Here is a 12,567-nt window from a genome sequence, read left to right on the forward strand (position 1 = left end):
CCAACTTTGATGACAACCCGCCGCCAACCCTTCAGGGCGCGGCCACTGCCATCCAATTGGAGTTTGATGACCATGAGTGTGGAAACTCAAAAGGAAACCCTGGGCTTCCAGACCGAGGTGAAGCAACTGCTGCACCTCATGATCCATTCGCTGTATTCCAACAAGGAAATCTTCCTTCGCGAATTGATCTCGAACGCCTCTGACGCTGTCGACAAATTACGTTTCGAAGCCCTGTCCAAGCCTGAACTGCTGGAAGGCGGCGCGGAACTGAAAATCCGTGTGAGCTTCGACAAAGACGCCAATACCGTCACCCTCGAAGACAACGGTATCGGCATGAGCCGTGAAGATGCGATCACCCACCTGGGGACCATCGCCAAATCCGGTACCGCCGACTTCATGAAAAACCTGTCCGGCGACCAGAAGAAAGATTCGCACCTGATCGGCCAGTTCGGTGTGGGCTTCTACTCGGCCTTCATCGTGGCCGACAAGGTTGAAGTGTTCAGCCGTCGTGCCGGCCTTGACGCCAGCGAAGGCGTGCACTGGGCTTCCAAGGGCGAGGGCGAATTTGAAATCGCCACCATCGACAAGGCTGACCGTGGTACCCGCATCGTCCTGCACCTCAAATCCGGTGAAGACGAGTTCGCCGACGGCTGGCGCCTGCGCAATATCATCAAGAAGTACTCCGACCATATTGCCTTGCCGATCGAGCTGCCGAAAGAACAAGCGGCTGCCGAAGGTGAAGAGAAGCCTGCCCAGGAATGGGAAACCGTCAACCGCGCCAGTGCCCTGTGGACCCGTCCGCGTACCGATATCAAGGACGAGGAATACCAGGAGTTCTACAAGCATATCGGCCACGACTACGAAAACCCGCTGAGCTGGAGCCATAACAAGGTCGAAGGCAAGCTGGAATACAGCTCGCTGCTCTACGTGCCGGCCCGTGCGCCGTTCGACCTGTACCAGCGTGAAGCGCCAAAAGGCCTGAAGCTCTACGTGCAGCGCGTGTTCGTGATGGACCAGGCGGAGTCGTTCCTGCCGCTGTACCTGCGCTTTATCAAGGGTGTGGTCGACTCCAATGACCTGTCGCTGAACGTGTCGCGGGAAATCCTGCAAAAAGACCCGATCATCGATTCCATGAAGTCGGCGCTGACCAAGCGCGTACTCGACATGCTGGAAAAACTGGCGAAGAACGAGCCAGAGCAATACAAGGGTTTCTGGAAAAACTTCGGCCAGGTCATGAAAGAAGGCCCGGCGGAAGATTTTGCCAACAAGGAAAAAATCGCCGGTCTGCTGCGCTTTGCTTCCACCCAGGGTGAAGAGGGCGAGCAGGTGGTGTCCCTGGCCGAGTACCTGGCACGTGCCAAGGAAGGCCAGGACAAGATTTACTACCTCACCGGCGAAACCTACGCACAGGTCAAGAACAGCCCGCACCTGGAAGTCTTCCGTAAGAAAGGCATCGAAGTGCTGCTGCTGACCGACCGTATCGATGAGTGGCTGATGAGCTACCTCAACGAGTTCGACGGCAAATCCTTTGTCGACGTGGCCCGTGGCGACCTGGACCTGGGTAACCTGGACTCCGAGGAAGAGAAGAAAGAAGCCGAGGAGGTCGCCAAGGCCAAAGAAGGCCTGGTTGAGCGGATCAAGGCGTCCCTGGGCGATGCCGTCAGCGAAGTGCGGGTTTCCCACCGTCTGACCGATTCCCCGGCGATCCTGGCCATCGGCGAGCAGGACCTGGGCATGCAGATGCGCCAGATCCTCGAAGCCAGCGGCCAGAAGGTCCCGGACTCCAAGCCGATCTTCGAATTCAACCCGGCTCACCCGTTGATCGAGAAACTCGACGGCGAGCAGAGCGAAGAGCGCTTTGGCGACCTGTCCCACATCCTTTTCGACCAGGCGGCCCTGGCCGCTGGCGACAGCCTCAAGGACCCGGCCGCCTACGTGCGCCGACTGAACAAGCTGTTGGTTGAACTGTCGGTTTGATACCGTTGTAGAAAAACCCGCTTCGGCGGGTTTTTTCGTTTGTAGGAGCGAGCTTGCTCGCGAAAAAACTGCGGGCGGCGCTGGGTGTCAGGTTGCCCGCGTGATCGTTGAGGTTCTTCGCGAGCAAGCTCGCACCTACAGCCTATTTCCGTTCTAGTGATCTTCAACTGGAGAAAATGATGAGCCAAGTCACTGTGCGTTCCGTGGTCTATCAGATTGATGGCCAGTCTTATGAAAGCCGCCTGGCGTTCGATGCCAGCCAAAAGAACCCGCTGCCCGGCCTGCTGATGGCGCCGAACTGGATGGGGGTGAGTGCGGGTGCCGAGGAGATCGCCAAGAGCGTTGCCGCCAAGGGCTACGTGGTGCTGATCGCCGACCTCTACGGGCAAACCGTGCGCCCGTCGAATGGCGATGAAGCCGGCGCCGCAATGATGCCGTTGAAGAATGATCGCCCGTTGCTGAACAAGCGCATGCAGGCTGCCCTTGAGCAGCTGCAGGGCCAGACCGAAGCGGCAGTGGACACCTCGAAGCTGGCCACCTTTGGTTTCTGCTTCGGCGGTTGCTGCTCCCTGGAGCTGGCACGTACCGGTGCGCCATTGAAGGCTGCCGTATCGTTCCACGGCACCCTCGACACGCCGAACCCGGCAGACGCGAAAAACATCAAGGGTCCAGTGCTGGTACTGCACGGTGCTTCCGACCCGTTGGTGCCGAAAGAGCAACTGCCGGCGTTCGAAGATGAAATGAACGCGGCCGGCGTGGATTGGCAATTGCTGAGCTACGGCGGTGCGGTGCATTCCTTCACTGACCCGGATACCAATGTGCCGGGCAAGATGATGTATGACGCCAAGACCGCTGCACGGGCGTTCCGGTCGATGCATAACTTGCTGGATGAAGTGTTCAAGGGCTGAATCTTCAGCGCCTGTTCCGGCGTCATCGGGGGCTTGCCCCCGATAGCTATCTCACCGGCAACTCAATTCTTTCAGTTTCACCCGGCACCGTCGGCCAATCCCCAGCGGCCCAGCGTTGCCTGGCCTGCTCGATCTTCAACGGATCGCTCGCGACAAAATTCCAATTGATCCGCCGTGGCCCATCCAGCGGTGCTCCGCCAAACACCACCAACTGGCAATCGCTCTCGGCGAACAGGGTCATTGCCTGCCCGGCCGGCAATACCACCAGGCTGTGCACCTCAAGCCGCTCACCCTCCAACTGGGCTTCACCCTCCAGCACATACACCGCGCGTTCCTCGTGCTCGTCAGGAATCAGCAGGGTCGTGGCCGTTTGCATGTGTACATCTGCATACAACGTAGGCGACAGCACCGGCACCGGTGATTTGAGGCAGAAGCCACTGCCGGCGATCAGGCGAATCCGCACGCCCAGGTTGTCACTCACCGGCAGGCTCGCTGCAGGGTGATGGCTGTAGTGTCCCGGCCCCGCTTCGTGGTCCTTGGGCGACGCCAGCCACACTTGCAGGCCATGCATGCTGAAACCGTGGGCCTTGAGTGCCTCGGGTGTGCGCTCGACATGGGCGATTGCACCGCCTGCAGTCATCCAGCTGACATCACCGGCCTCTACCACTTGATCCGACCCCAGGCTGTCCTTGTGCTGCAGTGCGCCTTCGAACAGATAGGTGAGGGTGGACAGGCCGATATGCGGGTGCTGGCGGATGTTCATGCCGCTGCCCGGTGCATAGCGGGTAGGCAGCATATGGTCGAAAAACACAAAGGGCCCGACGCTGCGACATTCCCGCGAGGGCAGCGGGCGCAGGATCGGCTGGCCTTCGACATCTTCGGGGCGTGGGCGGATCACGGTGAGGGTGGTCATGGTGCGTCCCAGTCTGAGCGGGTTGTAGGGTAATGAGCATAACCCGCTCGACGGGAGGTTGCCGCTATTGGCTGAACGCGCCTTCAGAGAGGCGGGTTTCGATGGTGACCTCGGCGGTGGTCATCAGCTTGTGTACCGGGCAGCGATCGGCCACACGGTGCAGCTCGTCGCGCTGTTCGTCGGTGAGTACGCCCTTGAGCGTCAGCTTGACGTTGAGCCTGTATTTGCCCTTTTGCTCTTCGCTGGCGTCGTGGGTGACTTCCACGGTCACGCCGGTCAGGGGGATGTCTTTTTTCTGGGCATAGAGCTTGACGGTCAGCGCCTTGCACGATGCCAGCGCGGCGTCGAAGTAATCGTGGGGGGAGGGCGCCGAGTCGTCACCACCCAGGCTCTTGGGCAGGTCGGTAAACAGCTCGTGGTTATTGATATTGACGCTGTGGCGGAAGTTGTCGGCGTTCAGCGTATTGACGGTAACAGGCATGGCAAACCTCACGGGTTGGCAGAAGGAAGGTCATGCAGTTATAGAGCATGCTGGCACGGGGGTGTTCCACATTTTTTTGCCGGCTGAACCCCGGTACGACACGCAAGGTCTACCGGTATTCGCCCTTATCGAGGTTATACCGTGCCCTTGACCCGCTTGAGTCTCGCCCTGTTGCTCGCCGCCAACAGTCTTGCCGCGCAGACTCGCGACTATGCCTACAGCGATGCCCACCTGCATTACGTGGATTTCTTCCAGGAAACGGCGGGGATGGACACGTTGCTCAAGGCGATGGCAGAAAATCGCATCGAGCATGTCATGATTTCCGGCATTCCCGTCGCAAAGAAATGGCACGAAGACGAGCCCAAGCGCCCGCGCTACTACACCGGTGATGACGCGGATGCCTATTGGTACAGCGCCACGGACGTGATTGTTGCCGCAGCGGTAAATAAACTGACACCTGAACAGCGCCAGCACTTTCATCCATTTCTGTCCGGCTTCAACCCCAATGACAAGAATTCGGATGCCCATATCCAGCGCATGCTCGACCTCAACCCGGGGCTGTGGCAGGGCATCGGTGAAGTGTTTACCCGTCACGACGACCTTACCGCCCTCACATCGGGGGATACCCCGCGCGCCAACAACGAGGCCATGACGCGTATCTATCACCTGGCGGCGGAAAACGACTTGCCGGTGATGCTGCACTCCAACATCACCTCCAAGCGCGAGCGTAACCCGCTGTACCTCGCCGAAGTGGAAGAGCCGCTGCGCAACCACCCGCACACCCGCTTTATCTGGGCTCACGCCGGCACCAGCAAGGAAATTCACCGCCACCAGGTGCAAATGGACTTTTTGCTACCCACCTTGAACCGTATGCTCGAGGCTTACCCCAACCTGTATATCGACCTGTCCTGGAGCATGCTCACGCCGTACTTGCTGGATGATGGGGGCAAGCCTCGGCCGGAGTGGGTAACGCTGGTGGAGCGCTTCCCGGAGCGCTTTATGCTGGGTTCGGATGTCGTCGGGCGTTTCAACAAGCTGGGTGAGGAAATGCACCGCTTTGATGTCTTCCTTGATGCATTGCCTGAAGACGTTGCCCGCAAAGTGGCGAGGGACAACTTCCTGGCCATCCTGCCTAAACCTCGCGGCGATGAGGGTGCGCGTTGATATTGCGTTTTCGTCTCACGCAAATGCGGTTGCGGTCTCAAATCCCGTCGCCCATAAAAAAGCCCCGAACCAGTCGGGGCTTTTCATGTGATCAACCTGCGGGGCTCACTTACCCTGCCAGCGTTTCAGGACCAGGGTGGCGTTAGTGCCACCGAAGCCGAAGCTGTTGCTCATCACGGTGTCGACTTTGACGTTTTCAACCGTCTTGGTCAGGATCGGCATATCGGCGACGACCGGGTCGATCTCGTCGATGTTGGCCGAACCGGCCATGAAGTTGCCTTCCATCATCAGCAGGCAGTAGATCGCTTCGTGAACGCCGGCGGCGCCCAGGGAGTGACCCGACAGGCTCTTGGTGGAGCTGATTTTCGGAGCCTTGTCGCCGAATACCGCGCGTACACCTTCCATTTCCTTGGCGTCGCCGACCGGAGTCGAGGTGCCGTGGGTGTTCAGGTAGTCGATCGGGGTATCCACGGTGGACATGGCCATCTGCATGCAACGGATGGCGCCTTCACCGCTTGGCGCAACCATGTCGTAGCCATCGGAAGTGGCGCCGTAGCCGACGATTTCCGCGTAGATCTTGGCGCCACGGGCCAGGGCGTGCTCCAGCTCCTCGACCACCACCATGCCGCCACCGCCGGCGATGACGAAACCGTCACGCTTGGCATCGTAGGCGCGGGAGGCCTTTTCCGGGGTTTCGTTGTACTGGGTGGACAGGGCGCCCATGGCGTCGAACAGGAACGACTGGCTCCAATGTTCTTCTTCGCCGCCGCCGGCGAACACGATGTCCTGCTTGCCCAGTTGGATCTGCTCGACGGCGGTACCGATGCAGTGTGCACTGGTGGCGCATGCGGAGGAGATCGAGTAGTTCACGCCCTTGATCTGGAACGGCGTGGCCAGGCAGGCCGAAACGGTGCTGCCCATGGTCCGCGTGACACGGTACGGGCCAACGCGCTTCACGCCTTTTTCGCGCAGGATGTCCAGCGCTTCCATCTGGTTGAGGGTCGATGCGCCGCCGGAGCCGGCGATCAGGCCGGTGCGTACGTTCGATACCTGGTCTTCGCTCAGGCCGGAGTCGGCGATGGCGTCTTTCATGGCCAGGTAGGCATAGGCGGCAGCGTGGCCCACGAAGCGATAGATCTTGCGATCGATCAGTTCTTCGAGGGGCAGGTCGATGGAGCCGGAAACCTGGCTACGCAGACCCATTTCGGCATATTCCGGGTTGAAGCGGATGCCAGGGCGACTTGCACGCAGGTTAGCGGTGACGGTCTCTTTGTCATTGCCCAGGCAAGAAACGATGCCCAGACCAGTGATAACGACGCGGCGCATGCGGATAACCCTTAAAAGTTGTCAGTGGAAGTAAATACGCCGACCCGAAGGCCTTCGGCAGTATAGATCTCGCGACCGTCGACAGTCACCGAACCGTCGGCGATGGCCAGGTTCAGCTTGCCCTTGAGGACGCGCTTGATTTGAATGTTGTAGGTGACTTTCTTGGCGGTCGGCAGGACCTGGCCGAAGAACTTCACTTCGCCCGAACCCAGGGCGCGGCCACGGCCTGGCAGGCCTTGCCAGCCCAGGTAGAAGCCGACCAGTTGCCACATGGCGTCGAGGCCCAGGCAGCCAGGCATGACAGGGTCACCTTCGAAGTGACAGGCGAAGAACCACAGGTCCGGGGTGATATCCAGCTCGGCGACCAATTCACCTTTGCCGTACTTGCCACCCTCTTCGCTGATATGGGTGATGCGATCCACCATCAGCATGTTCGGGGCGGGCAGTTGCGCGTTACCTGGGCCGAACAGCTCACCGCGACTGCAGCGCAGCAGGTCTTCCCGAGTAAAGGCGTTTTGTTTGGTCATGCGAGCTCCTCAATAATCCCATGCGGCAGGGTAGGGCAAATCTTCCCGAACCGAATGAAGCGTTCATGCCTCATGTCGGCAGCCTACACATAGACTATTGCGTTGTAGTGAAAGTCACAGCGGCAAGGTACTGAATGTACACTTGTTCACTGAAATTTTAAACCGAGCCTGTTTATGGGCCCGTTCGGGTGCCTAAGACTGCCGCACTTTCGTCTTTCACGCCAGTCGGAGTTGGCTAGTGGCGCGCCGCTATTGCACCCAGCGCTGCAGGATTTGCTGCAGATCCGTGCGTTTGAACGGCTTGGCCAGGTAATCGTTCATTCCAGCCGCAAGGCAGGCTTCCCGGTCGCCCTGCAAGGCGTTGGCCGTCAGGGCGATGATCGGCAGGTCGGCGCAGCCGGGCAGTTGGCGAATCTGCCGGGTGGCTTCATAACCGTCGATCAAGGGCAGGCGACAATCCATCAGGATCGCGGTGAATATCAGGCTCTCGGCACTGCGGATCGCCTCGGCGCCATCGGTGGCCAGGCTGACTTCAAAGCCCAGGCTGCGCAGCATGGCTTCGACCACGGCGCGGTTGACCGGATTGTCCTCCACCAGCAACACATGGCGACCCTCGCCGGCGCTGTGCTTGCCCTCGGCATCCAGGGCGATCGACGGCTGGCTGTGGGGGTCGATGGCCAGCGGGATTTCCAGGGTAAACACCGAGCCACGGCCTTCTTCGCTCTGCGCGCGCAGCGTGCCACCCATGCGTTCGGCCAGGGTACGGGCGATGGGCAGCCCGAGACCGGTACCGCCGTAACGTCTTGAAATGGAACTGTCGGCCTGCTGGAACGCATCGAACATCAATTCCAGGCGCTCGGCGGAAATCCCGATGCCGCTGTCACGCACGGTGCAGGTGAACCACACCAACTCATGGTCGAGCACCTGCCAATGGGGCTCGACGCTGACGGTGCCGTATTCGGTGAACTTCAAGGCATTGCCGATCAGGTTCACCAGGATCTGGCGGATCCGCGTCGGATCGCCCTGTACCCGCAGTGCGTCCATGCCGGGCGGGATCGGCAGCTTGAGCGCCAGCCCGCGCTGCTGGGCGCTGTGCTGGAAGGCCTGGGCGCAACTGTTGATCAGGTCGGCCAGGTTGAAGGGGATATGTTCCAGCTCCAGGGCCGCGCGTTCGATGCGCGAGAAGTCGAGAATGTCGTTGATCACCTTGAGCAAATGCTCGGTGGATTCGGAGGCCAGCGCCGCGTATTCGGTCTGTTCCTCGGTCATGTCGGTGGTTTCCAGCAGTTGTAGCATGCCCAGTACACCGTTCATCGGCGTGCGCAGTTCGTGGCTCATCATGGCCAGGAAGTCTGACTTGGCGTTGTTGGCCCGTTCGGCCTCTTCGCGGGTCTGGATCAACTGGGCCATGGCCTGCTGTTGTTCGCGGCTGGCCTGGTTGAGGCCTTCGGCGAGGTTGTTGATATGCCGCGACAGGTCGCCCAGCTCCGAGTCATCCACAATCGGCAGCGGCGTCTTGTAGTCGCCCTGCTGGATGGCCTTGACCGCATTGCCCATGGCGCTGATCGGTTGCGACAGGCTCGCCGCCAGGCGCCGGGCGAGCAGGAACGTAAACAGCAGGGCGAACAGCGCGAGGATACCGGCCTTGAACAGGATCTCCTGCTGGCGCTGGCTGAAGGCGTCATTGGACATGCCGACGATCACCCGGCCCAGATAGTCCGCGCGGGGGGCCTTGGGTTCGTTAAGGTTGTCCTGGAAAAAGTCGTTGCCCAACTGGATATGCTGCAGGCGGATCGGCGCCTGGAACACTTTGACCGACAGCGCGCGGTCGTGTTTCTCCGCGGGTTGCTCGACGTACACCAGGATATTTTCGCTGCTGTCCTGAATCTCCAGGAAGCGCACATGGGGCGTGGCCAGCGTGGCGCGCAGCAGGCTGTCGAGCACATCGTTGTTGCCCGAGATCACCCCATATTCGGTGGCGGGTGCCAGTTGGTTGGCGATCAATTGGCCGGTGTGGTCCAGTTCCTGGCGCAGGTCCTGGATACGCACGAAGGTGAAGAAGCTGATCAACAGCAACGTCAGCAACAGCGCCGGGCCCAGGGTTATGAGCTGGGTGCGGGTATTGATGTCCCAACGACGACGCAAGGTCATGGGCGTTTTTCTCCTTCGGCCATTCGGGCGGCGACGCTGGCTTCGTCCACCTGTTCGATGCCCAGTGAGCGTGCGACCTGCGCGTTGCCCACGACTTTGAAGTGGTCGGGGTACAGCGCGCGTGGCCAAGCGGCCGGCGGCTGGTCGAGCAAACGATCGAGTACCGCCAGCCAATCGTCCTGGTCGCTGTAGGTGCTGGCGAGGCTGCCGGCGCGCACAAACCCTGCATTGGGCCCGAACAGCGGCAATTGCTGGGCGTAGCTGCTCAGCAGCAGGTTTTTAGCGGTCTTCGGGTTGTACAGCTGCGGGTCATCGAGGCCGAGCAGCACGTCGCTGTTCCTGAACAGGGTTTGCAGCGGGCGACTGTCGTTAGTGTTGTCCCAGCGCTGCGGCACGATCTCCAACTCCAGGGCCGCCGCGTGCTGGCGCAATTCGGGCAGCAGGAATTCACTGTCGGTGCCGTAGAGCACACCGATGCGCCGTGCCTGGGGCAGGACGCTGCTGATCAGGCGCAGCTGCCGCTCCAGCGGCGGGTCGCTCCACAACAGGCTGACCCGCGCGTGCCGTGAGGCCTCCGGGCGCTGATGGGCTTGTAGCCGACTGATGCGCAGTACCAGCGTCGGCGGCCCTTGGGTATCCCGCAGGCGCCAGTCGAGGCCGGGCAGGTCGAGCAGGATCAGGCGCGTGCCGGCGGGCAGGTGGCTGGGTGCCGGCAAGGCCGCAAGGGACGTGAAGGTGACGCGGTCTTCGGGGCGTTGCCGGGCCAGCGCCTGGGTAAAGGCCTGCACCCCGGCGCCGTCTTCGGCGGCGGTCAGCAGGATCTCGGCGCTCCACGCCGGTGCGCACAGCAACAGGCCGGCCAGCAGCCCGGCAAGTCGCCGCAACTTATAGATAAAGAAGAAGGTCATCCGTGACGAGTCGCCCATCTCAGAACTCCAGCTCCGCGCTGAAGTAGAGTACGTGACGATGGTCGTAAGTGTTGTCGGCCCAGGTGGTGGGCTGGTTATCGAGGCGTTGTTGCAACATGCCGGCCAGCTCCACGTTGGCTTTGCCCAGGGCAATGCGCTTGGCCACCCGCAGGTCGACCCGTTCGAAACGATATTGGTTGAGTGCGTCGTCGCCATAGTAGAACAGCGCGCTGGACCAACCTTGGCCCCATTCGCGCAACCAGCCGGCCGAGCCACTGTTACGCGCGGTCTGTGCTTTGTCCAGTGGGTTGCTGGTGGTGGCGTCGACATACGCGTAAGTCAGCCGCAGGCGGTCGGCGTTGCTCACGCGCCAGTCGAACTGGGACTCGGCGCCGGTGAAGCGTGAGCTGTTGGCGTTGCTGGCAATGTACTGGTTATTGCGCAGCGGCGAGCTGATCATGTCGGTGATTTCGTCGTAGAACACCTTCACGTCCATGTTCAGCCCGATGTCGGCAAAGAAGCCGTTGTAGCCCAGTTCCCGCGAGCGCATCAGTTCTTTGTCGAGGTTGCCCGGGCCCCGCGTCTTCACGAAGTACTGTCCGGAACTCTGCCCATAGGTCGGTGAGCTGAGGTTGGTGACGCGGTAGCTCCAGTTGACATTGTTCTCGAACATGTCCGGCGAACGGATGGCTTCCGAGTACACCGCGCGCAAGCCGTGGCGCGGGTTGATCAAATAGTTGACCGCCACCCTTGGCGTCAGCGAATGGCCGCTCAGGTGCGTGTCTTCGAACATGGCGCCGCCTTGCAGCAGCCAATGTTCACTGGCGCGCCATTCCAACTGGCCGAACAGGCGCCAGGTGGTGTCGTCCAGGGTGCCGTTGAAGTAGGTATCGGAGTCGGCGCGGTCGTAGCGGTAATTCATGCCGCTGACCAGGCGCAGGCTGTCGGACAGGCTGAGGGTGTCCTGGATTTCCACATCGTAGCGGCTTTCGCGGGTGCTCTGGTCGATGTCGCCGCATACGCTCTGGTTGGCGCCGTTGCGCCACTGGTCCAGTACCTGGTTGGCCAAGGCTTGTTCGGCGGCGCTGCCCGGTGGCGCGGTGCCCTGGCTGTAGGTGTCCATATGCCGGGCCAGCCGTTCGGCATAGTTGGGGTTGAGCTGCCACAACTGGGTCAGCTCGGGGCTGAACGAGACCTTGGCGTCACAGGCCTTCCAGATTTGCCGGCGGTCCCACTGCTGGGCCGAGCCTTGGATATACAGGCTGTGCTCTGGGTTGAAATCAAAGTTCCAGCGCAGGGAACCGGCGTAGTCCTTGGCCGTGACATCGGAATTGTCGCCGCCCTCGGTAATCCCGGCGAATACGGGGGTGTAGGTGTAAGGGCGCTGGTTGGTGCCTTCCTTGGCATTCAGTTGCCAGTCGATACTCTGTTGCGCGTTCAAGGTCTGGCTCACTGCCAGGCTGAAGCGGTTGAGGCGACGGCCGTCTCGGCGGTCGGCGCCAACGGCATCGCTGTCAAAGCCATCGTCCTGTTGCCCGGACAGCGACAGGCGCAGATCGCCGGTTTCCCAGCCCACGCCCTGGCTGGCATAAAAGTCATTGATACCGCGCTCACCGCGAATCACCTTCACCCGTGAGCCATGGCTGTTGGCCGGTGAGCGCGTGAGGATATTGACCACTGCCATCAAGGCATTCGCCCCGTAGCTGACGGTGTTGGGACCGCGGAAGACCTCGATGCGCTCGATGTCTTCCATCGCCACCGGAATGTCGCTCCAGTCCACCGTGGCCAGGCCGGCGCGGTACACCGAACGCCCGTCGATCAATACTTGCATGCGGCGCGCATCGCTGGCGCTGGTGCCGTGGTAGTTCACCGCCGCCTGGTTGCCGGTGGTGTAGCCGACCATCATCCCCGGCACCAGGCGCAGCAGCTCGCTGATATCCCTTGCGCCGCTGGCCTTGATCAACTCGCTGTCGATCACGGTCATGCTGCCCGGCACGGCGGCGGCCGATTGCTTGAGGCGCGTGGCGGTCAATACCTGCGGCAGCGGCTGGCTGTCGAGGAACAGGTCGTCAGCCAGCGCAGGTGCACTGCACAACAGCATAAGCAGTAGAGATGAACGGGAAGGAGGGCCCAAATACACGACATGGCCTTGATAGTGACGGATAGCCGTCCATGTTAACCGAGGCGAGGCTATTTGCCAGTCGCCGCCCTT

At 61.0% G+C, this 12,567-nt stretch carries 10 protein-coding genes; 3 read left to right on the top strand and 7 right to left on the bottom strand.

The features are described 5' to 3' along the window. Positions 1 to 72 precede the first annotated feature (72 nt). Together htpG and F6S08_RS10085 are read left to right on the top strand one after the other, a co-directional pair. Complete coding sequence (gene htpG, locus F6S08_RS10080; protein ID WP_315871345.1) at positions 73 to 1,977, top strand: molecular chaperone HtpG; 1,905 nt, start codon at positions 73 to 75, stop codon at positions 1,975 to 1,977. A gap of 179 nt (positions 1,978 to 2,156) precedes the next feature. Then, positions 2,157 to 2,885, top strand: a complete 729-nt coding sequence (locus tag F6S08_RS10085) for a dienelactone hydrolase family protein (RefSeq protein WP_315871346.1) — start codon at positions 2,157 to 2,159, stop codon at positions 2,883 to 2,885. 46 nt (positions 2,886 to 2,931) lie between these two features. Here the strand turns inward: F6S08_RS10085 and F6S08_RS10090 are convergent, their stop codons facing one another. Then, positions 2,932 to 3,798: a pirin family protein gene (locus F6S08_RS10090; RefSeq protein WP_065947273.1), complete on the bottom strand. Its 867-nt coding sequence runs from the start codon at positions 3,796 to 3,798 to the stop codon at positions 2,932 to 2,934. A gap of 64 nt (positions 3,799 to 3,862) precedes the next feature. Beyond that, positions 3,863 to 4,279: an OsmC family protein gene (locus tag F6S08_RS10095; RefSeq protein ID WP_065924497.1), complete on the bottom strand. Its 417-nt coding sequence runs from the start codon at positions 4,277 to 4,279 to the stop codon at positions 3,863 to 3,865. Positions 4,280 to 4,420: 141 nt separating this feature from the next. Here F6S08_RS10095 and F6S08_RS10100 point away from each other — a divergent pair, with 141 nt between their 5' ends. After that, the gene (locus F6S08_RS10100; protein WP_315871347.1) at positions 4,421 to 5,443 is read left to right on the top strand and encodes an amidohydrolase family protein; all 1,023 of its coding nucleotides are present in this window, start codon (positions 4,421 to 4,423) and stop codon (positions 5,441 to 5,443) included. Between the two features lie 105 nt (positions 5,444 to 5,548). Here F6S08_RS10100 and fabB read toward each other — a convergent pair whose 3' ends face one another. The 5 genes from fabB to F6S08_RS10125 all read right to left on the bottom strand — a co-directional run bounded on the left by fabB (position 5,549) and on the right by F6S08_RS10125 (position 12,495). Beyond that, complete coding sequence (gene fabB / locus F6S08_RS10105) at positions 5,549 to 6,769, bottom strand: beta-ketoacyl-ACP synthase I (RefSeq protein ID WP_074844724.1); 1,221 nt, start codon at positions 6,767 to 6,769, stop codon at positions 5,549 to 5,551. A gap of 11 nt (positions 6,770 to 6,780) precedes the next feature. Beyond that, a complete protein-coding gene (fabA, locus tag F6S08_RS10110) occupies positions 6,781 to 7,296 on the bottom strand; it encodes a 3-hydroxyacyl-[acyl-carrier-protein] dehydratase FabA (RefSeq protein ID WP_003210552.1) in 516 nt (171 codons plus the stop codon). Between the two features lie 249 nt (positions 7,297 to 7,545). Next, positions 7,546 to 9,447, bottom strand: a complete 1,902-nt coding sequence (locus F6S08_RS10115) for an ATP-binding protein (protein ID WP_137212855.1) — start codon at positions 9,445 to 9,447, stop codon at positions 7,546 to 7,548. Next, the gene (locus F6S08_RS10120; protein ID WP_315871348.1) at positions 9,444 to 10,373 is read right to left on the bottom strand and encodes an ABC transporter substrate-binding protein; all 930 of its coding nucleotides are present in this window, start codon (positions 10,371 to 10,373) and stop codon (positions 9,444 to 9,446) included. Before F6S08_RS10120 ends, F6S08_RS10115 begins: the two co-directional genes overlap by 4 nt. A 1-nt stretch (position 10,374) precedes the next feature. Beyond that, positions 10,375 to 12,495 (bottom strand): TonB-dependent receptor plug domain-containing protein, encoded by a 2,121-nt coding sequence (locus tag F6S08_RS10125; RefSeq protein ID WP_323146955.1) that lies wholly within the window; start codon positions 12,493 to 12,495, stop codon positions 10,375 to 10,377. Positions 12,496 to 12,567 lie beyond the last annotated feature (72 nt).

The sequence above is a fragment of the Pseudomonas sp. JV449 genome (assembly GCF_032424295.1).
In the GTDB taxonomy this organism is placed as follows: domain Bacteria; phylum Pseudomonadota; class Gammaproteobacteria; order Pseudomonadales; family Pseudomonadaceae; genus Aquipseudomonas; species Aquipseudomonas marginalis.